The 24,511-nt window shown below is 69.6% G+C and carries 21 protein-coding genes; 16 read left to right on the top strand and 5 right to left on the bottom strand.

Features of this window, described 5'->3' with window-relative positions; genetic code table 11:
* Positions 1–42 precede the first annotated feature (42 nt).
* The 12 genes from aroQ (at position 43) to N2652_00100 (ending at position 10,301) form a co-directional block, all read left to right on the top strand.
* Positions 43–501, top strand: a complete 459-nt coding sequence (gene aroQ, locus N2652_00155; GenBank protein ID MCX7817624.1) for a type II 3-dehydroquinate dehydratase — start codon at positions 43–45, stop codon at positions 499–501.
* Positions 502–514: 13 nt separating this feature from the next.
* Complete coding sequence (gene accB / locus N2652_00150; GenBank protein MCX7817623.1) at positions 515–985, top strand: acetyl-CoA carboxylase biotin carboxyl carrier protein; 471 nt, start codon at positions 515–517, stop codon at positions 983–985.
* 15 nt (positions 986–1,000) lie between these two features.
* A complete protein-coding gene (accC, locus tag N2652_00145; GenBank protein ID MCX7817622.1) occupies positions 1,001–2,386 on the top strand; it encodes an acetyl-CoA carboxylase biotin carboxylase subunit in 1,386 nt (461 codons plus the stop codon).
* Positions 2,383–2,844 carry an Asp23/Gls24 family envelope stress response protein gene (locus N2652_00140; GenBank protein MCX7817621.1) on the top strand — a complete coding sequence of 154 codons (462 nt, stop codon included), beginning with the start codon at positions 2,383–2,385 and terminating at the stop codon, positions 2,842–2,844. Before accC ends, N2652_00140 begins: the two co-directional genes overlap by 4 nt.
* Entirely contained in the window at positions 2,841–3,407 is a 567-nt protein-coding gene (locus tag N2652_00135; protein ID MCX7817620.1) for an alkaline shock response membrane anchor protein AmaP, read from the top strand. Before N2652_00140 ends, N2652_00135 begins: the two co-directional genes overlap by 4 nt.
* Positions 3,408–3,409: 2 nt before the next feature.
* On the top strand, positions 3,410–3,994 hold the full coding sequence (locus N2652_00130; GenBank protein MCX7817619.1) for an SIS domain-containing protein: 585 nt from the start codon (positions 3,410–3,412) through the stop codon (positions 3,992–3,994).
* Complete coding sequence (locus N2652_00125) at positions 3,991–4,914, top strand: PfkB family carbohydrate kinase (GenBank protein ID MCX7817618.1); 924 nt, start codon at positions 3,991–3,993, stop codon at positions 4,912–4,914. Before N2652_00130 ends, N2652_00125 begins: the two co-directional genes overlap by 4 nt.
* A 26-nt stretch (positions 4,915–4,940) precedes the next feature.
* Positions 4,941–5,972 (top strand): alcohol dehydrogenase catalytic domain-containing protein, encoded by a 1,032-nt coding sequence (locus N2652_00120; protein MCX7817617.1) that lies wholly within the window; start codon positions 4,941–4,943, stop codon positions 5,970–5,972.
* 132 nt (positions 5,973–6,104) lie between these two features.
* Entirely contained in the window at positions 6,105–7,004 is a 900-nt protein-coding gene (locus N2652_00115) for a D-alanine--D-alanine ligase (protein MCX7817616.1), read from the top strand.
* A gap of 54 nt (positions 7,005–7,058) precedes the next feature.
* Entirely contained in the window at positions 7,059–7,934 is an 876-nt protein-coding gene (locus tag N2652_00110) for an FtsQ-type POTRA domain-containing protein (GenBank protein MCX7817615.1), read from the top strand.
* A 4-nt stretch (positions 7,935–7,938) separates the two neighbouring features.
* Positions 7,939–9,156: a cell division protein FtsA gene (gene ftsA / locus N2652_00105; protein ID MCX7817614.1), complete on the top strand. Its 1,218-nt coding sequence runs from the start codon at positions 7,939–7,941 to the stop codon at positions 9,154–9,156.
* Complete coding sequence (locus tag N2652_00100; GenBank protein MCX7817613.1) at positions 9,153–10,301, top strand: hypothetical protein; 1,149 nt, start codon at positions 9,153–9,155, stop codon at positions 10,299–10,301. The genes ftsA and N2652_00100 overlap by 4 nt, the downstream gene beginning before the upstream one ends.
* A gap of 13 nt (positions 10,302–10,314) precedes the next feature.
* Here N2652_00100 and N2652_00095 read toward each other — a convergent pair whose 3' ends face one another.
* The 5 genes from N2652_00095 to N2652_00075 form a co-directional block, all read right to left on the bottom strand.
* A complete protein-coding gene (locus N2652_00095; GenBank protein MCX7817612.1) occupies positions 10,315–11,319 on the bottom strand; it encodes a permease in 1,005 nt (334 codons plus the stop codon).
* Between the two features lie 66 nt (positions 11,320–11,385).
* Positions 11,386–13,284 (bottom strand): C45 family autoproteolytic acyltransferase/hydrolase, encoded by a 1,899-nt coding sequence (locus N2652_00090; GenBank protein ID MCX7817611.1) that lies wholly within the window; start codon positions 13,282–13,284, stop codon positions 11,386–11,388.
* Between the two features lie 116 nt (positions 13,285–13,400).
* Positions 13,401–16,502 carry an efflux RND transporter permease subunit gene (locus N2652_00085; protein MCX7817610.1) on the bottom strand — a complete coding sequence of 1,034 codons (3,102 nt, stop codon included), beginning with the start codon at positions 16,500–16,502 and terminating at the stop codon, positions 13,401–13,403.
* On the bottom strand, positions 16,499–17,617 hold the full coding sequence (locus N2652_00080) for an efflux RND transporter periplasmic adaptor subunit (protein MCX7817609.1): 1,119 nt from the start codon (positions 17,615–17,617) through the stop codon (positions 16,499–16,501). The genes N2652_00085 and N2652_00080 overlap by 4 nt, the downstream gene beginning before the upstream one ends.
* A complete protein-coding gene (locus N2652_00075) occupies positions 17,614–19,428 on the bottom strand; it encodes a TolC family protein (protein ID MCX7817608.1) in 1,815 nt (604 codons plus the stop codon). Before N2652_00075 ends, N2652_00080 begins: the two co-directional genes overlap by 4 nt.
* Before the next feature lie 188 nt (positions 19,429–19,616).
* Between N2652_00075 and N2652_00070 the strand changes: the two genes are divergently transcribed.
* The 4 genes from N2652_00070 (at position 19,617) to N2652_00055 (ending at position 24,030) form a co-directional block, all read left to right on the top strand.
* Positions 19,617–20,207, top strand: a complete 591-nt coding sequence (locus tag N2652_00070; GenBank protein ID MCX7817607.1) for a sigma-70 family RNA polymerase sigma factor — start codon at positions 19,617–19,619, stop codon at positions 20,205–20,207.
* Positions 20,204–20,761 (top strand): hypothetical protein, encoded by a 558-nt coding sequence (locus N2652_00065; GenBank protein ID MCX7817606.1) that lies wholly within the window; start codon positions 20,204–20,206, stop codon positions 20,759–20,761. The genes N2652_00070 and N2652_00065 overlap by 4 nt, the downstream gene beginning before the upstream one ends.
* Positions 20,758–21,339: a hypothetical protein gene (locus N2652_00060; GenBank protein ID MCX7817605.1), complete on the top strand. Its 582-nt coding sequence runs from the start codon at positions 20,758–20,760 to the stop codon at positions 21,337–21,339. The genes N2652_00065 and N2652_00060 overlap by 4 nt, the downstream gene beginning before the upstream one ends.
* Positions 21,340–21,471: 132 nt before the next feature.
* Entirely contained in the window at positions 21,472–24,030 is a 2,559-nt protein-coding gene (locus tag N2652_00055) for a hypothetical protein (protein ID MCX7817604.1), read from the top strand.
* The last annotated feature ends 481 nt before the right edge of the window (positions 24,031–24,511 follow it).

Genomic DNA, 24,511 nt, shown 5'->3' with positions numbered 1-24,511 from the left:
GCCCGCTCGGCTATGCTGAGCGCCGACCGCGGGGCGATACGAATGAAGATCCTGGTGCTGAACGGGCCCAATCTGAACCTGTTGGGCCGGCGCGAGCCGGAGCTGTACGGGCGGGAGACGCTCGCCGACATTCAGCGCCGGCTGGAAGCGCGCGCGAGGGAGCTTGAGGTGGAGATTGAGTTCCGGCAGAGCAACTGCGAAGGGGAACTGGTGACCGCGATCGGGGAGGCGCCGGGGCGGTTTGACGGCATCCTCTTCAATCCGGCCGCCTACACGCATACGAGCGTGGCACTTTACGATGCGCTGCGCGCGGCGGCGCTGCCGTGCGTGGAAGTGCATCTGAGCCACCCCGCGGCGCGGGCGGAGCGGTTTCGGCGCCGCAGTCTCACCGCACCCGCCTGCATCGGGGTGGTCGCGGGCTTCGGTGGAGAGAGCTATCGGCTAGCGCTGGACGGACTGGTGGCCTGGCTGACGGCGCGGCGGGCGACCGGGCCCGCCTGAACGGAGGCGAACGATGGACATCCGGGAGATCCGCAAGATACTGGACATGATCCGCGACAACGACCTCGCAGAGTTCGAGGTGGAGGACCAGGGGTTCCGGTTGAAGGTGCGCCGCCGCATCGGTGCGGAGCCGGCCGTCGCGCTGACGCCGGCGTCCGCCTCGGCCACGGCGGCCACGCCTGCAGCGGCGGCGGTTCCACCGGCGGCCGTGGCGGCGCCGGCGCCGGAGGCGGAGGAGGAACGGTGGCACACGATCACCGCGCCCATCGTCGGCACGTTCTACCGTTCGCCGGCGCCGGACGCGGAGCCGTTCGTGACGGTGGGCCAGGAGGTGGACGAGAACACGGTCGTCTGCATCATCGAAGCGATGAAGGTGATGAACGAGATCAAGGCGGAATGCCGCGGCATCGTGCGGAAGGTGCTGGTCGAGAACGCGACCGCGGTGCAGTACGGACAGGCACTGTTCAAGATCGAGCCGCTGTGAGGGGCGGGGTGCTGCATGTTTGAACGCGTTCTGATCGCGAACCGCGGCGAGATCGCAGTGCGGGTGATCCGCGCCTGCCGCGAGATGGGCATCCGCACGGTCGCGGTGTACTCGCAAGCGGACGAGCACGCGCTGCACGTGCAAATGGCGGACACCGCCATCTGCATCGGCCCGCCGCCCGCGTCGGAGAGCTATCTGAAGATCGCCAACATCATCAGCGCCGCGGAGGTCGCGGACGTGGACGCGATCCATCCCGGCTACGGATTTCTTTCCGAGAACGCGCACTTCGCGGAGATCTGCCGCAGCTGCAACATTGCGTTCATCGGTCCGAGCCCCGAAAACATCCGCGCGATGGGCGACAAGGCCGCGGCGCGGCGCACGATGAAGAAGGCGGGCGTGCCAGTGACGCCGGGCAGCGAGGGGGTCGTCACCAGTCAGGATGAGGCGCTGCAGGTGGCGCGGAAGATCGGCTACCCGGTGGTGATCAAGGCGGCGGCGGGCGGCGGCGGGAAGGGGATGCGCGTCGCGCGCAACGACGTGAGCCTCGCGCAGTCGTTTATGACCGCGAGCGCGGAGGCGGAGCGCGCGTTCGGGAACGCGGCGGTGTATCTGGAGCGGTACGTCGAAAACGCGCGCCACATCGAGGTGCAGATCCTCGCCGACCACCACGGCAACGTGATGCACCTGGGCGAGCGCGACTGCAGCATCCAGCGGCGGCACCAGAAGGTGATCGAGGAGGCGCCCAGCCCCGCGCTCTCCCCGGACGTGCGCAAGCGGATCCACCGCGCGGCGGTGCGTGCGGCGGAGTTTGTGAAGTACCGCGGCGCGGGCACCATCGAGTTCCTGTTCGACGCGGAGACAAACGAGTTCTACTTCATGGAGATGAACCCGCGGATCCAGGTCGAACACCCGATCACCGAGGAGATCACCGGGGTGGACCTGATCAAGCAGCAGATCCTGATTGCGGCGGACGAGAAGCTCTCGCTGGGCCGGCGCGAGATCGAACCCTCCGGCCACGCGATCGAGTTCCGCGTGAACGCGGAGGACCCCTACCGGAACTTCGCACCGGCGCCGGGCGTGGTCGAGTTTGTGCACTTCCCTGGCGGCCGCGGCGTTCGGGTCGACAGCCACATCTACAGCGGCTACACCGTGCCGCCGCACTACGACAGCTTGCTCGCAAAGATCATCGCGGTCGGCGCGACGCGCGCGGAGGCGATTGCGACGCTCTCCCGCGCGCTCGCGGAGTTTACGCTGGAGGGGCTGCCGACCACCGCCCCGCTCGGGCAGGCGGTGCTCGGCGACTCGCGCTTTGCGCGCGGCGACTACAACACCGCATTTTTGGAATCGTTCATGCAGGAAAGCTTCCTGATCCGTCAGTCCGGAAGCGGAGGTGAGCCATGAGAAGCGATCGAATCCACAGCGGCGAGGCGCCCGCGGCCGGCCCCCCGATGTATCCGCCCCCGGAGGAGCGCGCAGAGGAGACGCACGACCTCGGCCAAATCCAGATCCACAACAGCGTGATCGCGGTGATCGCGCGCGAGGCGGCGCTGAAGGTGGCGGGCGTCGCGGACCTCGTCGGCTCGTTGGTGGACGACATCGCGGGCATGGTCGGTCGCAAACCGCTCGACCGCGGCGTGCGGGTGGAAGTGGCGGACAACACTCTGATCATCGAGGTCGCGCTGGTTGTGGAGTACGGCGCGAGCATCCCGAAGGTCGCCTTCGAGGTCCAGAGCCGCATTCGTGAGGATGTGGAGCGGATGACCGGCAAACCGGTGCGCAGCGTGAACGTGATCGTCCAGAGCGTGCGGCTGCCGGAGACCCCGGCGCCCGCGACGTCATCGCCCGACACTGCGCCGTGAAAACGCTGCGTTGGACGCTGGGTGGGCTCTGCTGGCTGGTCGCGCTCGCGGCAGGGCTCTATCTACTGGTCGCGGCGGCGTGGCCCATGCACCGGCGGCTGGATGGATGGATTGCGCGGCGGCCGGAGGCCGCGGCGCCCGTCGGCATTCTGGTGGCCGGGCTGGCAGTGCTCGCCGCGATGAGTCTGCGCACCCGGCCGGCCGGTGCGGAGGAGCTGCGCTACCCGACCGACGGCGGCGAGGTGCGGATCCGGCTGGGCGCGGTGCGCGACTACGTGGTGCAGCTGGCCGGCGAGCTGCCGGGCGTGCAGACCGTGCGTTGCGCCGCGACCCGCGAGGGCGACCGCGTCCGCATCGAGCTGCACTGCCGTCTGCCGGTCGGCCGCTCCGCGGTGGAGTTCGGCCGACGGCTGCAGGCACTGATCCGCTCGCGGCTTGCGGACGACGTCGGCCTCAGCGAGACGGGCGACATTTGCGTGCGCGTGACCGAGTTCGTCACCGGCGGCGGGAGCGCCGGGGGGGACATCGCATACGCGAACGGCGAGCCGCCGCGTCCGGGATGAGGATGGATTGGGACGCCATCGCCGCGGACGCACTCGCGGTGCTGCATGAAACGCTGACGCGGCTGCGCGCGCCAATCGAGGCGGCCGCGGAACGGTTGGCCAGCTGCCTGCGGTCGGGCGGGAAGGTGCTGCTGTGTGGTAACGGGGGCAGCGCCGCGGATGCGCAACACATGGCGGCGGAGCTCGTGAACCGGTTCCTGCTCGACCGGCCGGCGTGGCCCGCGATCGCGCTGAGCACCGACACCTCCGCGCTGACCGCGATTGGCAACGACTGCGGCTTCGATGCGGTGTTTGCCCGACAGGTGGAAGCGCTGGGCCGGCCCGGCGACGCGCTCGTCGCGTTCAGTACCAGCGGCCGCTCGCCTAATGTGCTGCGCGCGGTGGAGGTTGCCCGCCGGCAGGGGCTCTGGACGCTGGCGATCACCGGCGGCGACGGCGGTGCGCTCGCCGGCGCGGCGGACGCCAGCCTGTGCGTCTCGGTCAGTGCGCACACGCCGCGCATCCAGGAGGGCCACCAGTTGATCCTGCATCTGCTGTGCGAGCGGATCGAAGAGCTGCTCGCCGGCGGGGAGGTGAACGGCCGATGAGCGCCTGGGCACCCGAAGTGGTGGTGGTGGGGTCGGTTGGCCTCGACACGATCACGACACCCCGAGAGCGGCGGGAGGAAGTGATCGGCGGATCGGCCTCCTACGCGTGCGCGGCTGCCGCACGGCTTGGTGTGCGCACCGCGATGATTGGTGTGGTTGGCGAGGATTTCCCCGCCGCGGAGCGCCGGCGCTTTGAACGGCTGCGCATCGGGCTGGCCGGCCTGCAGACGGCACCTGGCCGGACGTTCCGCTGGAGCGGCGAGTACGCGCAGAACATGAACGAGCGGCGCACGATCTGCACCCAGCTCAATGTGTTCGAGAATTTCCGGCCCGAACTGCCCGCGGAGTGCCGTGTCGCGCCCTTTCTGTTCCTTGCGAACATCGCGCCGTCGCTGCAGCTTCATGTGCTGGGCCAGATGGAACGTCGGCCGCGGCTGGTCGTCGCGGACACGATGGATCTCTGGATCCGTACCGCGCCGGATGACCTGCGGCGGCTGCTGCGGCAGGTCGACCTGCTGATGGTGAACGAGTCCGAGGCCGAGCACCTCTCGGGGTGTCGCGGGCTGCGGGCGACGGGTGCGGCGCTGCTGAAGCTGGGGCCGCGGTGGGTGATCGTGAAACGCGGCGAATACGGCAGCGTGTTCATGCACCGGCGCGGACTGCGCGTGCTGCCGGCCTATCCGGTTGTGGATGCCCGCGATCCAACCGGCGCGGGTGATACGTTCGCCGGCGGCCTGATCGGCCGGCTCGCCCTTGAGCGTGAGGTGTCTGAGCGCACGCTGTGCCGCGCGATGGTGTATGGCACCGTGATGGCGTCCTTTGCGGTGGAGGCGTTCGGGTTGGACTGGGTCGCCCGCGCAACGCGCGCCGCCGTCGAGCGGCGCGTGCGCGAGTTGCGCCGCATGTGCCGGCCCGGCTGAGCGCGCGGTTCGCAGGAGGCAGCGCCGTGTGGGTGTGGGAGCTGCATCGGGCGGTCTCGCTGCGGGATGAGCCGGCGCCGCTGCGACGGGTTGAACGACCGGTGCCGGAGCCCGAGCCGGGCCAGGTGCGGCTGAAGGTCGAGGCCTGCGGCGTTTGCCACACGGAACTGGACGAGATTGAGGGGCGCGCGCCCCCGCCGGTGTTGCCGGTGGTGCCGGGTCACCAAATTGTCGGCCGCGTGGACCGGGTGGGTGCGGGCGTGGCCGCGACGATGATCGGCCATCGGGTGGGCGTCGCGTGGATCGCGGCCGCATGTGGCCGCTGCGCGCGATGCCGCGAAGGCCGCGAGAACCTCTGCGCGGAGTTTCAGGCGACCGGCCGCGACGTGGATGGCGGCTACGCGCAGTTCGCGCTGGCGCGCGCGGATTACGTGTATCCCATCCCGGAGCGGCTGGACTCCGTCGCCGCGGCGCCGCTGTTGTGTGCCGGCGCGGTCGGCTGGCGTGCGCTCAAACTGAGCGGCCTGCGGAATGGTGAGACGCTCGGCCTGACCGGCTTTGGTGCCTCCGGCCACTTGGTCGCCAGGGTGGTGCGCTGCCGGTGGCCCGCCTCGCCGATCTTCGTGTTTGCACGCTCTGAGGCGGAGCGCGAGTTTGCGCGCGAGCTCGGCGCGGCGTGGGCGGGCGACACGTGGGACCAACCGCCCGCGCCGGTGGATCGGATGATCGACACCACACCCGCGTGGACACCGGTGGCCGCGGCGCTGCGTCGGTTGGCGCCGGGAGGGCGGCTGGTGATCAACGCGATCCGAAAAGAGCCCGCCGACCGCGCGGTGATGGCGGAGCTTGACTACGCGCGGGACTTGTGGATGGAGCGCGAGATCATCTCCGTTGCGAACGTCACGCGAGCGGATGTCCGCGAATTTCTCGAGCTTGCGGCCGAGATCGAGCTACGGCCGGAGGTACAGATCTATCCTTTCGGGGCGGCGAACGAGGCGCTGCGCGATTTGTACCATCGCAAGATCCGCGGCGCGAAAGTTCTGGTGATGGATCGCTGACCGCGTCCGCGGTAGAGACGCGCGTCGTCACGCCGTAGCGAACCACCCTCAGGGATTCTGCGCTGCGCGGACCGTGGCACGCAGCTATACTGACAGATCCGGTTACGGCCGGGAAACAGACGCGGGGTGACGATGAGGCGGCGATTTCGTCGTGTCGCGGTGTTGGCGGGCGGACCCTCATCCGAGCGTGAGGTGTCGCTACGTTCCGGGCGGGCGGTGGCAGCGGCGCTGAGTTCGCGGGGATATGTGGTGGAGCTGGTGGAGGTTTGCGGAACCCATCTGCAGCTGCCGGCCCGGACAGACGCGGTGTTCATTGCGCTGCACGGGCAGTTTGGGGAGGACGGGGAGGTACAGGCGATGCTGGATCGCCTCGGCGTACCGTACACCGGCTCGGGCGCGGAGGCGTGCCGGCGGATCTTCGACAAGGGGCTTGCGTGGCGGGCGCTCGCGCAGGCCGGTGTGCCGACGCCCGCCAGTGTGGTGGTCAGCCGTGCGACGGCGAGCAGTCCGCTGCCGCTGCCGGTGGTGGTGAAACCGACGCGGCAGGGATCGAGCGTGGGCTGTCACCTGGTCCGCACGGCGGCGGAGTGGGGGCCCGCCGTCCGCGCCGCGCTTGCGCACAACGGTGAAGCGATCGTGCAGACATATTTGGCGGGTCGAGAGCTGACCGTGGGTGTGCTGGGGGGTCGGGTGCTGCCGCCGGTGGAGATCGTGCCGCCGGCCGGCATGTTCACCTACGACGTGAAGTACACCGCGGGCGCGGCACGGTTGTGTTGCCCGGCACCGATCGCAGCGGAGTTTGAGCTGGAGCTTCGACGCCTGGCATGGCGGACGTTCCGGGTGCTCGGCGCGGAAGGGTTGGGACGGGTTGATCTGCGCTGTTCCGAGGACGGCCGGCCGCACGTGCTGGAGCTGAACAGCATTCCGGGATTCACCGCGACGAGCCTCTTTCCGCGGGCCGCGGCGGCGGTCGGAATTCCGTTTCCGGAGCTGTGCGATCACGTCTTGAATCTCGCCCGCGGCCCGTGCTAGCGTGCGCGAGCGTCGGAGTTGCGTCCGACCGACTGGCGAAGTGATCAGCACCTGATGCAGTGGAACCCTTTCCGACGGTGGTCGGCGGGGCCGGCCGGTGTGCGGCGGGGTGAAATCCGCGTACTGACGGCACGCGTGCCGAGTGCGGCGGTTCGCCCGGTGCCCACGCGGGTCGCAGCGGTGTTTGCGGCCGGCGTCGCGCTGCTGGCGCTGGTCGGATGGGGGACGCTGGCCGGTGCCCGGCGTCTCGCCGCCGCGCTGGTCTATGAGAATCCGCTGTTCACGCTGCAGACGCTCGATGTTTCCTCTGACGGGCGCCTCACGCCCGAGCTGCTGCGGCAGTACGCTGGAGTGCGTGCCGGCGACAACCTCTTTGCGGTGGATCTGCGGCGGGTCCGGGAGGATTTATTGAGCGTTCCACTCGTTCGCGAGGTACGGGTGCGCCGGCGCCTGCCGAACGGTCTGGAGGTGCGGGTCACCGAGCGCACGCCGCTGGCACGGCTGCGGATGCCGGGCACGGATCTGCCGCTGGCGGTGGACGTGGAGGGGTGGGTGCTCGTCGGGGACGGCGCGAGCGCCGCGCTGCCGCTGCTGAAGGGGTTTCCGACGCCGGGACTGCGGCCGGGGCTGCAGCTTTCGTCGCCCGAGGTGCGTGACGCGCTCCTGCTGCTCGACCACTGTGCCCGCCGCCGGGCGTTTCTGGGGCTTACGCCTCGCGAGGTGCGCCGTCTCGATGCCGAAACGCTGGTGCTGGTGCTCGACACCGGCGACGAGGTCTTGCTGCCGCGGCGGCGGCTGCTGGAGCGGTTGGATGACCTGCCGGATCTGCTGCGGCATCTTCGCGCCCGCCGCGGCGCATCGCCGGGCCCCCATCAGATCGACCTGACCGGCGAGGTGAATGCAAGCGTCGCGCCGATCGGCGCGGGCTGAAGCGATGCGGCGCTCGTCGCCCATCGCCGCGCTGGAGCTCGGAACCCACAGCATCCGGCTGCTGGTCGGCGAGGACCGGACCGACGGAACGCTGATGATTCTCGGCGGCGCGGAACTGCCCTCCGCCGGCATCCGGAAAAGCCAGATTGTGGACTTTCCGGCGGTGGTGGAGCTTTGCCGCGACGTGATCCAGATGGCGGAGCATGACGCGCAGCGGCCCATCCGCGAGGTGCATCTGGTGGTCTCGAATCCGGACGTGCGCGGTACGGTGAACTCCGGGCGTTTGCACATTTCACGGCCGTCGCGCGAGATCACCGAGGAGGACATCGAGGCGGTTGGCGACATCGCGCGGAACCTTTCGCTGCCCGAGGACCGTCAGCTGCTGCACAGCGTGAATCAAGGTTACGCGGTGGACTCGCAGCCGAACGTGATCAATCCGGCGGGCATGCGGGGGGAGGTGCTGTCGCAGAACATGCTGATCATCCACGGCAGCGCGACGCCGATCCGGAATCTTCTGGAGGCCGTCGCGCGCGCGCAGGTGGACGTGTATGATGCCGCGTTTTCTGGGCTCTGCGCGGCACTCGCGGTGTTGTCGCGCGAGCAGAAGGCCGCCGGCGTCGCGGTGATAGACCTCGGCGCGGGCACCACCGGATGTGTGGCGTATGCGAACCAGGTGCTTGCGTACGCCGGTTCGATCGGGGTGGGCGGCGATCATGTCACCAACGACATTGTCAGTGGACTGCGGCTACCGCTGTCGCAGGCCGAACAGCTGAAGATTCAGTACGGCAGCGCGGTGCTGCAGCCGGCACATCGCCACCGCGTAGTCTCGGTTCATGCGGACGGTGCATTCCCGGAGCGGACGGTGCGCCTCTCGGACCTGCACGCGATCATGCATGCGCGGCTGGATGAGCTGCTGCGGTGGATTCGGGCGGACCTGGATGCGCTCGGCATTCTCCACCAGCTGGGCGCGGGCATCGTGTTGACCGGCGGCAGTGCGATGACGAACCAGATCGTGGAACTGGCCCAGCAGATTTTCAACATGCCTTGTGTGATCGGCCAGCCGTGCAGGGTCTCGGGCCTTTCGCAGCTGCGCGCGATGCCCGGCTATGCGGCGGTGATCGGCATGTTGCGATATGGCGTGATGATGCGCAGCCAACAGCGCCGGGGGGGGCGACTGACGGAGGTGCTCTCGCGGCTGCTGACCGGACGACCACCGACATGATGGCCAGCGTTCCGCCACTGCCGACGTTGTGGGTGGGGGTGGGTCACGCGGGCTGTCGGATGCTCACCTCGATGCGGGGGTTCCTGGCCGAGACGCCGGAGCTGGCGGTCGTGCACACCCGTGCCGATGTGCTCGCGCAGACGGGCATCGCGCGCGCGGTCGTGTTACCGGCGGGGCCGGCCGGCGGCACCGGCGGGGATCCCGCGGTCGGCGAGCGCGCCGCGACGGAGGTGCTCGGCGAGTTGCGCGAGATGATGCACGGGTTCGCGGTGGTGGTGCTGCTCGTGGGGCTTGGCGGGGGCACCGGCTCGGGCGCGGTGCCGGTCGTTGCGCGCGCCGCGCGCGAGGCCGGGGCGTTCGTGCTGGCGCTCGCGACATTGCCTTTCATGTTTGAGGGGCCCCGGCGTAACCAGGTCGCCCGGCAGAGCCTCGCTGCGCTACAGGCGGCGGCCGATGTGGTGATTGCGTTTCCGAACCAGCGGCTCGCGGAGTGGGTGCCAGATGGCACCCCGCTGCAGCAGACGTTCCAGTTTGCGGACCACGTCGTCGGTGCCTCGCTCGACACGCTCTGGCGGCTTCTTGTCTCGCCGGCAATTCTGCCCGTGGACCTCTCGGACCTGGCCCGGCTGGCGGCGGACCACACTTCATTGCTCGCGATGGCCTCGGTGGAGACCTCGGGTGAGCGGCGAGTGGAGTCGGCGGTGGAGGAGCTGCTTCGCTCGCCGTTGCTGGATCATGGTGCGTTGCTCGCCGCCTCGCCCGCGGTGCTGGTGGGTGTCGCAGGGGGCGCGGAGCTGACGCTCAGGGAACTCCAACGGCTCGCCGAGGGCTTGCGTGCGAACATCCGCTCCGATGCAACGCTCACGCTTGGCGCGACGGTGGCGGACCGCGAGCGGGAAGGGCGGATCACCGTCACGCTGCTGGCGGCCGAGCCGGCGGAAAGCCCCGCCTTGCCAACCGGCTCGCGCGGCCGCACCGAGACTCCCGCCGCCATTGACCGACTGCGGCAGCCGGAGTTGCAACTGGCCGCAGAGATGCCCAACCGGTTTGACGGCGTTTCGCCCACCGTTCGCGACGGCGTGAACGTGGACGTGCCGACCTTCCTACGGCGGAACATCCGGCTCTCGACGTCGGTCCGCGGTTGACGTCCCGGCCGCTCTATTTGCGGCGGCGCCAATTCGCGGTGAGCAGTCCCAGCAGCACCGCGGCCGCACCGTGCTGTGCAGCCGAGATCTCGGGGGTATGGCAGAGCGGCGCGGCCTCCGGAAAAGCGGGCAGCACCCAAACGTCCAACACCGCACCGGTCAGCAGCGCGGTGAGCGCGAGGCATCCCAGGTACACCGCGGTGGACCGGCCCCCAAGAATCCGGCCGAGCGCGGTGAGCGTCGCGGCGTTCGTCGCGGGCCCGGTGATCAGGAACACCATCGCTGCGCCCGGTGAAATGCCTGCGCGGATCAGTCCCAGCGCGATCGGGACCGATGCCGTGGAGCAGACATAGATCGGGATGCCGACGGCCAGCATCAGCAGCATAGCGGGCCAGCCGGCCGGGATGCGATCGGCGAACAGGTTGGATGGAACGATCGCGCCCAGCAGGCCGGCGATCGCCAGTCCCGCCAACAGCTCGCGGCCGATATCCGCGGGCAGCGTGACGAAACCGTGCCGCAGCGCACGCTGCCACCGGGGCCGCGGCACCGCGGCCACTCCGCCGGCCTCGGCCGCCTCCGCCGCGACCCCGTTCCCCGCCGGCCCGCAACCCACTGCAAAGCCAACGAGCAGCCCGGACAGAAACGCGGCGATCGGCCGCACCACCGCGATCACCGGACCCAGCAGCCCCCATGTGACCAGGATGCTGTCGGCGCCGGTCTGCGGCGTGGACATCAGGAACGCCGCAACGGCACCTCGCGATGCGCCCTGCCGCCGTAGCGAGAGCGCCACCGGCACCACCCCGCACGAGCACAGCGGCAGCGGAACGCCGATCAACGACGCTTTTGCAACCGCCCGCCATCCGTCACCGCCCAGATGGCGGGCAACCCACGACGTCGGCAGCAACACGTGCAGCAGCCCAGCCACACCAAAACCGAACAGCAGATACGGGGCCATTTGCGCAGTGACATCCCACGTCGCAACGACCCACCGCTGCAGGAGGTGGAGCAGCGAGATCACAAGATTCAATATGGGGCCGTGCTGCGCAATCGCAAGGCGGCACTGCCGCCTCGGTGACCGTGAACATCAACGCGCCGGCATCGTTTGGAGCAACTCCCGAAGGTTATAGCGGGTGTAGCGGGTGTCGCTGGCGATCCGCGCCCCATCCGCGTTCGCCACCCAGAAGTCCAGCGTGTCGGGCGCGAACAGCACGGACTGGATGTTCGAGTTCATTGCGACTGGGCGTCGCATCAGCTCTCGTGCCCGCTCGGCGTCGAAGTGGCCGAACGCCACGAGCACCCGCTCAACCAGCGCGTCGTATCGCTCGCCGGCGGAGAGCAGCACCGCATCCGGAACCGGTCGGGGCAGCTTCGGGTGCGGTTCGCCAGGCCCCACCGTCTCGAAGCGGTCCGGCGTCGCCCAGATCGCGACCGCCGTGCGGCGACGCCCGTCCGCGATCACGTAGTAGTATTCGCAGGTCCGACGCGCCTGCCGCAGCACTGCGACCGCCTCCTCCAATGACGAAGCGGTTTCCATCACATCGCGAACTAGCTGCGCCATTGGCCGCCCATACCAACGGCCCTCGCCGCGGCCACCCATCTCCCCGATCGAGATGTGCTGCTCGTTCATGGCGGTGACAGAGCCGATGAACCCGGCGTAGCCAACGTTGACCCAGGCGTGGCCCTGGTCCGGGCGATGGACAATCACCACCGCGTTCGCTTCCAGCCCCACTCCGCGCAGGTAGTCCAGCACTCGTCCGTGGTAGATGCGGCCGCCCTCTGTCGCGCGGCCCATCAGCGCAAAGCCGCTGCAGTGGAACAGCTCAGGAAACACGTTGGCCAGCCGCACTTCCCAGCGATCCAGCCCCGCCCCGTCCGCCAACGCGTCCATCTCGCGCACATGCCGCGGGTTCAGGTGAGGCTGGAGCGCGGTCCATGCTTCGGCGATTTCGTCAAAGAACCAGCGGCCCTTTGAGAAGGAGGCGCCCACGCCGACGCCGTAGAGCAGGCGGCTCGCCACTTCGCGGACAGATCGCCGCAGCAGTTCGCCGTGCTGGCGGCCCATCGCTTCGGGGGATCCCCGGAGAAAGAGCACCCGCGTACCGTCATGCAGCTCCAGCCGGCCGTCGCCGGACGTGGCGATCAGCCGCCGCTGGCCCCCGGGCGATCCCGGCGGGGACGCGTTGCCACGGGCGGCGGACCTCATCGCCAGAATCGCGCGGCGCAGATGGCCAAGCGGCACGGTTTCCACACGGTGTCCGGCCGGCACCGCAAGCGTTTGGGTGGTCGGCTCTCGGGGTTCGCCGGTGATTCGCCAGTCGGTGCACTCCACCGTGAGCCGGTCCGTTGCGCTGGCCAGTTCCAACCGCGCGGGAAGGTGATCCGCGGTTCGAATCCAGAGCCGGGCGTGAAGGGGTGGCAGACTGAGCACCTGCGCGAAGAGCTTTCGGGGGCGCGCCTCGAGCACCCGGCACGGCGAACCGGCGACCGTTTCCGGCGACCGCTCGGTCACACGCAGCGCACACGCCAACCCGACGATCGTGGCGCGGGACCATGGCGCTCGAATCGGCCCCAGACGGGTCGTGTCCGGCTCCGGGGACAGACCGGGAAACTTCGGCAGACCCGGCCGCCCCACCACGGCGAACCGCGCGTCAGGGGAGTGCACCCAGATTTCGTCGCCCTGACGCCCCGTGATCAGATGAACTGTGGGGTGCCGGACAACAGCGCGGACCGACGCGGGCGGTTGTACCGAAAACTCCAGTTGGCCACCTCCCAGAGAGCGGAACGTGCCGACCGCCTCGGTGACGGTGATCCGGCCTGAAAGGGCGACGCGCGCGGCGGTTAACGGAGGATCGAGCACTGCGGTGATGCGCCAGAGGCAGCGCATCAGCTCGCGGGCCGGCCGAGGTGCCAGCATGAGTGCCGCGATCCCCGCGGCGATCGCCGCCAGCCCGAGCACCGCCACAAGCCGTGTTCGACGCATCATGGCCACATGGTCGGGGCGGGGGAGATATTGTGCACACGGGGTGGCGACCATGCCGGAGGGCCGGCGAGTGGCGCTGGTGGCGCTCGATTCGCGGAGCGACCCCACACCGGCCCGCCTCAGGGCTCCGGCGACCAGCGCCGCTTTGCCCAGTCCACCGCGCTGGCGACCAGCAGATACATTGCGGGTACCAATCCGAGCGTGAGGATTGTTGCAACCGCAAGCCCGAAGATCACCGCGACTGCCATCGGGGCCCACCAGGCGCTCGATTCGGCACCGGCAACAATTCGCCATGGCCACTGATGGATCTCGAGACTCCAGCCCATCGCCATCGGGATCAAACCGAGGATCGTCGTCACCGCGGTCAACAGCACCGGTCGAAACCGCCGCGTGCCCGCGGTGAGAATCGCCTCCAGGCATGGCATTCCCGCTGCGCGCAGCTGCTGGATGCAGTCCACCAACACGATCGCGTTGTTCACGACCACACCGGCCAGCGTGATCACACCGAGGCCGGTCATGATGATCCCAAAGCGCATCCGGGTGAGAATCAGCCCCCACATCACACCGACCAGCGAGAGCACTACGCTTGAGAGAATCACCGCCGGCAGCAACAGCGAGTTGAACTGAACCACGAGCACGACGAAGATCGCGGCGCTCGCCAGCACGAACGCGCGTGCGAGAAACCGGCCCGACTCCCGCATCTCCTTGTTTTCGCCGGTAAAGCTCACCGCGACGCCGGCCGGCAGCGCGAGCGCGCCAACGCGGGAGCGGACGTCCGCCAGCAGGCGATCAACGCCCCGTCCCGCGTCATTGCCGCTGATCGTGACGGTGCGGCGCTGGTCTTTCCGATGGATCACGCCAAACCCCGCTCCGTATTCAAAACGGCCGAGCGAGCTGACCGGCACGCTGACGCCCGCACCGGCGGGCAGACGCAACCGGTCGAGCCACTCAAACGAGTTGCGGCCCGCCGCCGGCCAGCGCACAGTGATGTCGTATTCCTCGCGCTCGCCGCGAAAGCGGCCGGCCTCGACCCCAAACAGCGACATCCGCAGGAACTGGCCGATCCCGCGCGTGTCGGCGCCCAGCAGCGCCGCGCGGTCCCGATCCACTCGAAAGCGGATCTCCGGCAGCGCGTCTTCGAGGTCATCGCGGAGGTCTACCAGGCCAGGGACGTCTGCGATCGCGCCGCGTACCTGCTCGGCTGCCCTCCGGAGGGTGTCGAAATCGTCGCCGGCGATCTCGATCTCGACCGGCGCACCGGTCGGCGGGCCCATTTGCTCGCGCTGGATGACGATGTCGGCGCCCGGCAGGCGCGGCAGCGCCTCGCGGAGACGGCGAATGTAGGCGCTCGTGCTGCCGCGGCGCTCCTCCATGTCGCGAAACTCAATGTGGAGGCGGGCGAGGTGCGGGCCGCCGGTGCCGAGGCCGAAGAGCGCGTCCGCGCCCGCCGCCTGGCCGACGGTGGTTAGCACGAAGCGGACGTCGTCGTCCGGGGTGAGCGCCTCGATTTGGCGCGCCGCTTCGTCGGTGCGTCCGATCGCGGTTCCCTGCGGGAACCGGATGTACACCTGCGCGTTGCGCGGCTCAACCAGGGGGAACAGCTCGACGCCGCGATCGAGCCGCATGTACGTCACCAGCGACAGCAGCAGGAACAGCAGTCCGCACACCACCGAGGCGCCGGGGCGGCGTAGCAGCGCGCGCAGCATCGCCTCGTACCCACGCAGGAACGGATGCGGCTGCGCGCGGCGGTGGCGCGGGCGGACGTGTATCACGAACGAGGCGATCGCGGGGTTCACAATCAGTCCGACGAAGAGCGAGCAACCCAGCGCCAGCATCACCGTGCGCGGCAGAAACCCCATGAACTGGCCCATCACGTCGGGCCAGAACAGCAACGGCACGAACGCGAGCACCGTGGTCAGGGTCGAGGTGATCACCGGCCAGGCCACTTCCGAAGCGCCGCGCCGCGCGGACTCGTGCCGGGTCAGCCCCTGTGTGCGAAGCCGGTAGATGTTCTCGACGATCACAATGGCATTGTCCACCAGCATGCCGACCACCAGCACCAGGCTGAACAGCACCATCATGTTCAGCGTCAGCCCCGCCGCGCGCAGTGCGACAAAGGTCAGCAGCATGGACATCGGAATCGCCAGGCCGACCAGTACCGCGTTGCGCAAGCCCATCGCGGCGAGCAGCACCGCGACCACCAGCAGGAATCCGGTGGCGATGTTGTTTTCGAGCTCGCTGAGCATGCGCGCGATATCGCGCGACTGGTCCATCACGATCGTGAGCCGAATGTCCGCGGGCAGGGGGAAGCGCTGCAGCGCGTCCCGCAGCCGGCGGATCAGCGCGACGGTGTTTTCGCCGGCCCGTTTCGTCACCGAGATCGCCACGCACGGCGAACCATCGAGCCGCGAGATGGAGTCGGCGTCCTTCGTGGTGTCCTCGACGTCCGCAACGTCCCCGAGATAAATGGGCCGGCCGTTCGGTGCGTCGAGCACCACGCGCCGCAGTTCCGCGGCCCGGTCGAACTCGCCGGGCACGCGGACCTGAAACTTTGCGCGGCCGAGGTCGAGGTGACCCGCGGTGACGGTCGCGTTTTCCTCCTGCAGTCGTCGCAGCAGCACCGCGAGCGGCACGCCGTAGGCGGCCAGCCGCGCAGGGTCCGGGATCACGCGGAGCTCGCGCCGGGGCAGGCCGGCGACCGCCGCGTCGCGCACGCCCGGCACCCGCTCGAGGTGGTCCTCCAGCAGCTCGGCGGTGTGGCGCAATCGCTCCGCGCCAGCCGGCGACGACAATGCGAGCGTCAGCACCGGCGTGTCGGTGCTGAAGTTCAGCGCCTCGATGATCGGCTCGTCCAGATCGGGCGGGAGGTCCGGCCGGGCAAGATCGACCTTATCCTTCACGCGGCGGCGCGCGGTCTCGATGTCGTCGCCGGCGCGGAACTCGACGTCGAACAGACAAACGTTCTCGCTGCAGGTGGAACGGATCGTGCGAACGCCGTCCACGCCGTTCAGCCGTTTTTCAAGCGGGACCGCGATCAGCCGTTCGATGTCCTCGGGCGAGGTGCCGTCGTACGTCGCGGTGATGAACACGTGCGGAATTGTGATGTCCGGGGGGCCCTCCCGGGGCAGCTCGAGGTAGGCGACCACACCGGCGCCCGCCGCCACCACTGCGAGCGCGACGACTGCTACCCGGAAGCGGATCGCAAGATCGGTCAGGATCATGGCGGCGGCGTTCCCTCCGCCACAATCTCGACCGCGGTGCCGTCCGCGAGGTCGCGCTGCCCCTCAATGACCACGCTTTCCCCTGCCACAACACCCGCGGACAAGAGCGCGAAACCGCCCGCAATTCGCTCCAGCTCCACGCGGCGGCGTTCCGCGTGGCCCCCTGTGGCGACGAACACCACGTGCTCGCCGCGGCGCGGAATCACCGCCGGCAGCGGGACGGCGACCCAGCCGGCCGGCATGGGGCGGTCCACTTCCACGCGGACGATCTGGCCCGCGCGCAGCCGGCGCTCGCGGTTGTCGAGTCGTATCTCCGCCCGGAACGTTCGGCTGCGCGGGTCCGCCTCCGCAGCGACCGCCGCGATCTGGCCGGTGCGGACGAGCAGGGGGGGATCGCCGACCACCACCCTCACCGGCGTGCCCGGCGTCACCTCGTCCACCCGCTGTTCCGGCACCTCCACGACGATCCGCACATTCGAGACGTCCACCAGCCGCGCGACGGCCTGTCCCTCGGCGACGTGCTCGCCGGGTTCCACCAACCGTTCGGTGATTTCGCCGTCGCTGGGCGCGGTGACCGTGCACTGGCGAACGTACTCCTCTGCCTCCGCGAACGCGGCGCGGGCACGGTCGGCGCGGGCGCGAGCGGCGTCGAGCTCGTGCGGCGCGATTGCGCCGCTCTCCGCGAGGGCTTCGCGACGTCGCAAATCCCGTTCCGCCTCACGCAGCTCCACCGCGGCCTGGTCCCGGCGGGCCTCCCAGAGCGTGGCGGCAACGCGCGCCACCGGAGCACCGGCGCGGACGCGATCGCCCCGCTCGACGGCGACCTGGACGACGCGCCCAGCGCGCTCCGCGGCGAGCGTTGCGGCGTAGATCGCCTCGACCCGGCCAGGCAGATCGAGCACGTCCCGCACACCGTCGCTGGTCGCTGTCACGACGCGGACCGGCACGGTGCGCGGTGGCGTTGCGGGTCGGGGTTCCGTCTGCCGCGGCAGCAGCAGCGCGACCGCGCCGATCATGGCCGCCAGCAGCAGCGCAATCCACCAGGCCGAGGGCCGATGATGGCGGCGTGCGGCCGGCGCCGCCGCGTCGGTTTCGTCGGTCCGACGTTCCTTCATCGAGTGGTCTCCCCACGGGGCAGCAGCGACCGGCCGATCGCGTAGGCGAGCCGCACGTCCGCGCTGCGCAGATCGCGGCGGGCTCCCAGCAGCTGGAGCCGGGCGCGGCGCTGCGCGAGCATTGCGTCGGTGAACTCGAGGCGGGTCGCAAGCCCCGTCTGGACGCGCGTATGCGCGATCTCGACGCTGCGGTCCGCCAGCCGCACCGTCTGCTCCGCCGCCTCGTTCGCCTGCGCCGCCTCACGGCGCCGCATCCACGCCTCCTCAACTTCCAGCCGGATCCGCCGCTGGAGCTCCTCCAGTTCGGCCTGGGCGGACGCGAGCGCCAGCTCCTTCTGCTGGATACGCGCGGCGCGCCGACCGCCGTCGTAGAGGCTCCACTCCACCGTCAGACCCACCTGCCAGTCCCACTCCCAGCGGTCCTCGGACGAGATGAACGTCTCGGGGTTGCGTCCCTCGTAGCTGCCGCGGGCCCGCAGCACGGGTGAGTACGCGCCACGTTCAACACGCAGATCCGTCGCGCGCAGCTCCACGAGTTTTTGCTGCTCATGCAGTTCGTGGCGTTGCTGCAGGGCGATCCGCACCGCGGTTTCCAGCTCGGTGAGGTCCGCGGTTCGCTCGGAGATGACGCCCTCTCCGGCGAGTTCGAACTGATCGGTCTCGAGCCGGGCGAGGTTGCGGAACGCAGCACGGGCGACGCACCGTTCGCGCTCGAGTGCGGCCAACGTGGGCCGCTCGTTCGCGGCGCGCACGCGGGCCGCCATCGCGTCAAACTCGGAGGCGACCCCCTCCCGGTGCTTGTGCTCGATTTCATTGGCGAACTCGTCGAGCTGCACGATCGTCGCCGTCTGCACGCGGACCGCCTCCTCGAGGTACCAGAGGGCGTGGAAAGCGAGGTGAATGTCGCGTGCGAGCGTCTCGCGGACGCGTTCCGACGCCAGGTCTACGCGGTCGCGGTACACGCGCGCCGCCTTCAGCCCCGCTGCGACGCTGCCACCGTCGTAGAGGAGCTGCCGCAGCTCGACGGCGGCGGTGTAGTTATCCAGCCGGCCAAATGTCACCGGCGGGCCATCCAGTTCGAGCGTGTCGAGCTCATTCCGGCGGGTGTAGTCCGCGCGCGTGTGCAGCTCGGGCAGCAGGGGTGCCCGCATTTCGGCGATCATCGCGCTGGCGGCGAGGCGGTCGCGCTCCGCGTTGGCGACCGCGACGCTGCGTTCGAGTCCGCTGCGCAGACAGTCGTCGAGCGTGAGTCGGCGGAGGGCGGCGACCTCGCCGGCGCGGGTGACCGCGGCGAGCGCGAACACGACTGTCGTGGCGCGACGGGCTTTGGCGACAGCGCGGGGGGGCGTACCGGCGCTGAACGCGTCGGCCGCATGCTCAAGAATCCGGAGGAAGACACGCCGCTGCGCGTGCGGCACCTCCGCGAACAGCGCACGCAGGGTTCGTCGTCGTTCGAGCCGGAAACTTCGGACCAGGCGGCGGCCGGCGGGCGTCATTTGGACCAGCACCCGCCGGCGGTCGCAGCTTGCGCGGCGCCGCGTCACCAGGCCGCGTTCGGCGAGGCGGTCCACGATCTGAGTGAGCGTGGAACGCCGAAGTCGAAATGCCGCGGCGATCTCGCCCATCGTGCAAGGGCCCACGCTGGCGCAGTGGTCCAGCAGGCACATTTGCGGCATCGTCAGCCGGCCGCGCGCGAGCGCATGGCGCTCGCGGCTCACCGCGAGGCGGGCGAGCAGCGTCAGCACATGCCCCAGCGCGTCGCAGAACTTCGCGATCGAGCGCGACGGGGATTGCGGAGAAAAATGTTTCATTTTGTGAACTATATCAGTCCGCCGAGGCAGTGGTCCAGCCACCCGCCGGCGGAGTCGGGGCTCGGCGCGGGGCGGCGAGTTGGCCGGCGGGGCGGCATGTGGCAGTCTTTTGTGCCGGCAGCGGCGCAATATTCAGCGGGATCCTCCGTTCTATAAGCGTAGTTCGGAGCGGTCCCTGGACGGACCGGATGGACGCTCAGGAACGCGCGTGGCTCGACGAGTATCGCCGGGGTGACCGTGAAGCCCTGGGGAAGCTGGTCGAGCATTACCGCCGGCCGCTCTATTCGTTCATTCTCAAGATGACCGAGGGCCGGGTGGATCCGGACGAGATTTTTCAGGAGGTCTGGATCCGTGCGATCCGGAAACTGGACACCTTTCGGGAGGAAAACCTTCTGGGGTGGCTCTTCCGGATCGCGCACAACCTGATCATTGACCTGGCGCGGCGCCGGAAGCTGTTCGTGGATGCGGAAAGCGCGGCCAGCAGCACGCAGGCGCGCAGCAGCTGGCTGCAGCGCGTGCCGGAGAGCGGGATCGGGCCCGCAACACGGGTGGCGGGTGCGGACCTGGGGGAGCGCATCCGGGCAGCGATCCTGAAACTGCCGCCCGAGCAGCGCGAGGTGTTTCTGCTGCGGACGGAGGGCGAGGTTCCGTTCAAGGAGATCGCCCGCATTCAGGGCGTCACACTGAATACTGCGCTGGCGCGGATGCACTACGCGGTGTTGAAGCTGCGCGAGGCGCTGAAAGATGAATACGAGGCCTTCGGGGGGAGAATGACATGAAGTGCGACGAGGCGATTCGCGACATCCTGCTGGACTCCAGCGGCGAGCTGGAACCGGTGCGGCGGCCTTCGCTGACTGCGCATCTGGAGCGGTGCGCCTCCTGCCGCGCGTATCGTGACACGCTGTCGCGGGTCGAGACCGTCGCCCGCAGCGAGGCGCGCGCGGAGGAGGTGGTGTCGGCGGTGACCGCGGACACGATTCTCACCGAGATCACCCGCCGCAGCATGGTCAGCGCGCACGCGACCCGCGCGCGGTGGCTGGCACATCCGGCGTGGTCGGTCGCGGCGGCGATGGTCGTCGCGTTTCTCGTTGGATTCACTGCCGCGGTGCTCCGCGCCAGCTTTCGGCCGAATGGTTCGACCGCGATGTCGACCGCAGCGCCCCCGACCAGCGTCTGGACGCTGGATGAGTGGATGGATTTACAACTCGACCTGCTGAGCGACGAAGCTGCTGCGCTGGCTCGGGAGCTGCAGCGTCCGGTGGAGCGTCCGCCGGAGCCCGCACAGGCCAGGGAGGACGAAACAGATTTCAACGAGTCGCCCGCTGACGCATGAGTCGCGCCGGATCATTCGCGGTGGTGCTGGTCGTCGCCGTCGCCGGGGGATTCAGCGTTCCGGTGGCCGCGGACCCGATGCCCGCCGCCGCGGCGCCGGCGGCCGAATCTAGCTGCGCGGCAACCCCCGACGCGCAGTGGGTCGAACGCTGGCTCGGGTGGGTTCGGGAGCGCCGTCCCGCCGAGTACGAGCGGCTGGTGCGTCTGCGCGCGGAGGCCCCGGCGACATTCGAGGCGGAAGTGCGGCGGCGATTTTCGGACTGGCCGCGCGGTCTTCCCGATCGGATGACGGGAGCGTCCGGCGGCGCCGCAGAGCAGTACGCCGCCCGCATTGAAAGCCTGGCGCGGGTCTATCGGGAGGCCGCGGCTGAGCAGCGGCCCGCGATTCGGAACGAGATTCGGCGACTGGTCACCATCGCGTTTGACCTTCGTGAAGCGGAGCGGCGGGATCGGCTGGCCCGCATCGAAAAAGAGCTGCAGAAACTCAAACGCGAGCTGGAGCAACGGCGGGCCGCGCGGGACGAGATGATCGAGCGCAAGGTCCGCGAGATTTTGGAGGGCAGTGCCGCGACCCCCTGAGGGGCGCGGGGGTGGACGGGGACGTAGTCCAGGGAGTCAGGGAGATTCGGGTGGCGGGGGCCGCGCGGCGCGCGGCCCCCGTTGTCCGTTGGTCATCGACGGCGTAGTGTCACTGGGGCATAATCCGGCGCGATGAAGCGCGTCGGCCGTCTGTTGTTGCGCGCCGCATGCGTCGCTGCCGCGATTGGCGCGACGGGGGTCGTGCACGGGGAGGACGCTCGGAAAGAGTTCGAACGGCTGGCGCGCGAGATCGCCGGAACGAAATTCGACACGGAGGTGCGCCAGCGGCTCGAGCGTGAATCGCGCCGCACCGACGCGTTGATCCAGCCAACCGACCGCTCTCCGCTCGACGTGGTGCTGCGTCGGACGCGCGCGCTGCTGACACATCTGCGGGCACAGCCCGGGGCGCCCGACCTCTCCGCGGAGGCGGCGGAGCTGGCGGCGCTGGAGGCGCGGGCGGCGAACGGCCCGCTCCCTGCCGACGGCGCCGACGAGCGTTTCCTCGCCGCGCGCGCGCTCCGTCGCCGGATCGCCTTCCGCAATCCTCTGCTCAACTTTGATCGCATCGCGCTACTGCTGCATTCCAAGCAAGCACGCGGCGAAATCCATATGATTGACCAGTTTTTCGGCTTCAACGCAGCGCGTGGCGGGGGGCTGGTCGTGATCGAGGATCCGTTCGGAGCGGCGCCGCGCGTGCGCCGCCCGCTCGAGGGGGCGACGATCGCAAACGGCCGGCTTACCGGTCGGCCGCTCGCGGGCGGTTCGTTCATCTCGCTGGAGCTCGACTACGACGGGCGCACCGTCTACTTCGCGTGGACCGAAGCGGACGCGCGCGTGCCCTCGCCGGAGGAGTGGGCGGGCCAGCCGTGGTCGTGGGAGGAGTGTCGTCTGCGGCCCGCCGGCTATCACCACTACCACTGGCGGCCGGAGAGCACCTATCATATCTTCCGCGCGTCGCTCGAGGGTGGGCCGGTCATGCAGCTCACCGACGGGCGGTGGAACGAGTACGACCCGTGCGTGCTGCCGGACGGCCGCATCGCGTTCATTTCGGAGCGGGTGGGCTCGAATGTGCGCTGCGGCGCGCGCTGGTGTCCCTCCGCGGTGCTGTATGCGATGCAGCCCGACGGTTCTGCGCTCGAGCCGCTCAGCTTTCACGAAACGAACGAGTGGCAGCCGTCCGTCGCGCACGATGGGCGAATCGTCTATACGCGGTGGGACTACGTAGACCGGGACAACGACGCGGCGCATCACATGTGGGTGTGCAATCCCGACGGTAGCGACCCGCGCGCACCGCATGGCAACTACACCGACCGGCGCGAGATGCGGCCGTGGATGCTGCTGGGGCTGCGCGCGGTACCCGGCCGGCGCACCTTCATTGCGGTTGCGGCACCCCATCACGGGGAGCAGTACGGTTCGGTGGTGTTGGTGGATCCGGCGATGCCCGACGACGGCCGCATGTCTCAGGTGCGCCGGCTGACGCCGGAGGTGCTGTTTCCGGAGGCCGAGTCCGCGCCCGGCGTGCCGCATGACCGCGGGCGACACGAACCGAAAGGGGAGGTGTTTGGCCAGCCGTGGCCGTTGGACGAGGATTTTTTCCTCTGCGTATGGGATCCCGAACAACGCCACTACGCGCTCACGCTCGCCGACAGCTTTGGCAACCGGGAGGTGCTCTATCGCGATCCGGAGTTCCCGTGCCTGGACCCGATACCGGTGCGACCGAGGGAACGCCCGCCGGTGATTCCGCGCCGCGCACCTCCGATGGTCGGTTACTCACCCTCGCGCCCGACCGGCCTGGCGACCGTGGTGGTCGCCAACGTCTATGCGAGCCGCCGTCCGTTTCCCGCCGGCCGGCGCGTCGCCGCGCTGCGGATCGTGCAGATCTTCGGAAAGGACACCGCCTGGCTCGATGTGCCCCGCATCGGGGCCGCTGCCGAAAGTATTGCGCGCGGCGTGCTCGGCACCGTCCCGGTCGAGGAAGACGGCAGTGCGCACTTTGTGATGCCCGCCGGCGTAGAGGTCTACTTTCAGGCGTTGGACGGCCGCGGCCGTGCGATTCAAACTATGCGCTCCGGCACCTGGGCGCACGACGGCGCGACACTGAGCTGTGCCGGTTGCCACGAGCCGCGTCACGCCGCACCGCCGGTTCAGTTCTCACCTCTGGCTGCGCGCCGGCCCCCTTCCTCGCTGCGGCCCGGACCGTCGGGTTCCTATCCGTTGACGTTTCCGCGGCTGGTCCAACCGGTGCTCGATCGCCACTGTGTTCGATGCCATGCCGGTGCGCGCGGCCGCCCCGATCTGCGCGCAGAACCGTTCGAGCCGGCCACCGGCCCCGGCGCGCGAGTCTCTGCGCCCGAGTGGCTCGCCGGCGTCCGACACGCGCACCATGGGTGGTCCCGTGCGTACGCTGCGCTCTCGCCGTTTGGCTGGTCGCGGGCCGGCGGCAACGGAATCATCTTCGAACAGGAACAGTACTCGACGCCCGGGCGAGTCGGCGCCGATGCCGCCCACCTCGCGCGGATGCTCAGCAACGGACACCACGACGTACGACTGTCGCCGGAGGACTGGGAGCGGATCGTGACGTGGTTGGACTGTAACAGCCTGTTCTACGGCGCCTACCACGACCCCGAAGCTCAGCGGCAGGGGGAGCTGGTGCCGCCGCGGCTCGGCTGGCGGCCGGAATACGCGCGATGAGGCGGCCGCGTCGGATTCGAGGTGTCCAAGGTTGGGACCGGACGCCGGGATGGCCGTCCATCGTTTGGACGGCCGGGCGCGCGGTCGCCGTGATGGTGCTCGCGGTGGCGCTCGGAGCGTCCGAAACCTTCGCGCGGACGCCGGTGCCGATGGCGGTCTGGATTGGCGCCGGCGACGCGAACGGCCCAGCCGACGCGGCGCATCTGGCGGCCGTATGGTCGCGCGCCGGCGGCGCGAACCTGGCGGTGCTCACCGGCGCAACCGTTCGCGCCGAGTTGGTGCTGGCAGCCCTGATTCGTCTGCGCGCGCGCCTTCAGACGGGCGATCTGGCGGTGGTGGGTTACAGCGGGCCGCTTGCACCGGCAACGGACGGTGAAAGTGGGGCAGCTTGGGCGGGACTGGAGGGGAAAAACGAGGCGGAGGCGGTGCCTGCCGCCGTGAGCTCTCTGCTCGGGTCGTGTGCCGCTTCGGTGGTCGTGAT

It is taken from the genome of Kiritimatiellia bacterium (assembly GCA_026417735.1).
Lineage (GTDB): Bacteria > Verrucomicrobiota > Kiritimatiellia > PWTM01 > PWTM01 > CAACVY01.
Note: the sequence above shows the minus strand (reverse complement) of the source record. Positions and strands in the feature narration are given on the sequence as shown.

Coding starts and splice junctions, on each gene's coding strand:
- aroQ (MCX7817624.1), top strand. CDS start 43: ATGAAGATCCTGGTGCTGAACGGGCCCAATCTGAACCTGTTGGGCCGG.
- accB (MCX7817623.1), top strand. CDS start 515: ATGGACATCCGGGAGATCCGCAAGATACTGGACATGATCCGCGACAAC.
- accC (MCX7817622.1), top strand. CDS start 1,001: ATGTTTGAACGCGTTCTGATCGCGAACCGCGGCGAGATCGCAGTGCGG.
- N2652_00140 (MCX7817621.1), top strand. CDS start 2,383: ATGAGAAGCGATCGAATCCACAGCGGCGAGGCGCCCGCGGCCGGCCCC.
- N2652_00130 (MCX7817619.1), top strand. CDS start 3,410: ATGGATTGGGACGCCATCGCCGCGGACGCACTCGCGGTGCTGCATGAA.
- N2652_00125 (MCX7817618.1), top strand. CDS start 3,991: ATGAGCGCCTGGGCACCCGAAGTGGTGGTGGTGGGGTCGGTTGGCCTC.
- N2652_00115 (MCX7817616.1), top strand. CDS start 6,105: ATGAGGCGGCGATTTCGTCGTGTCGCGGTGTTGGCGGGCGGACCCTCA.
- N2652_00110 (MCX7817615.1), top strand. CDS start 7,059: ATGCAGTGGAACCCTTTCCGACGGTGGTCGGCGGGGCCGGCCGGTGTG.
- ftsA (MCX7817614.1), top strand. CDS start 7,939: ATGCGGCGCTCGTCGCCCATCGCCGCGCTGGAGCTCGGAACCCACAGC.
- N2652_00100 (MCX7817613.1), top strand. CDS start 9,153: ATGATGGCCAGCGTTCCGCCACTGCCGACGTTGTGGGTGGGGGTGGGT.
- N2652_00090 (MCX7817611.1), bottom strand. CDS start 13,284: ATGATGCGTCGAACACGGCTTGTGGCGGTGCTCGGGCTGGCGGCGATC.
- N2652_00085 (MCX7817610.1), bottom strand. CDS start 16,502: ATGATCCTGACCGATCTTGCGATCCGCTTCCGGGTAGCAGTCGTCGCG.
- N2652_00080 (MCX7817609.1), bottom strand. CDS start 17,617: ATGAAGGAACGTCGGACCGACGAAACCGACGCGGCGGCGCCGGCCGCA.
- N2652_00075 (MCX7817608.1), bottom strand. CDS start 19,428: ATGAAACATTTTTCTCCGCAATCCCCGTCGCGCTCGATCGCGAAGTTC.
- N2652_00070 (MCX7817607.1), top strand. CDS start 19,617: ATGGACGCTCAGGAACGCGCGTGGCTCGACGAGTATCGCCGGGGTGAC.
- N2652_00065 (MCX7817606.1), top strand. CDS start 20,204: ATGAAGTGCGACGAGGCGATTCGCGACATCCTGCTGGACTCCAGCGGC.
- N2652_00060 (MCX7817605.1), top strand. CDS start 20,758: ATGAGTCGCGCCGGATCATTCGCGGTGGTGCTGGTCGTCGCCGTCGCC.
- N2652_00055 (MCX7817604.1), top strand. CDS start 21,472: ATGAAGCGCGTCGGCCGTCTGTTGTTGCGCGCCGCATGCGTCGCTGCC.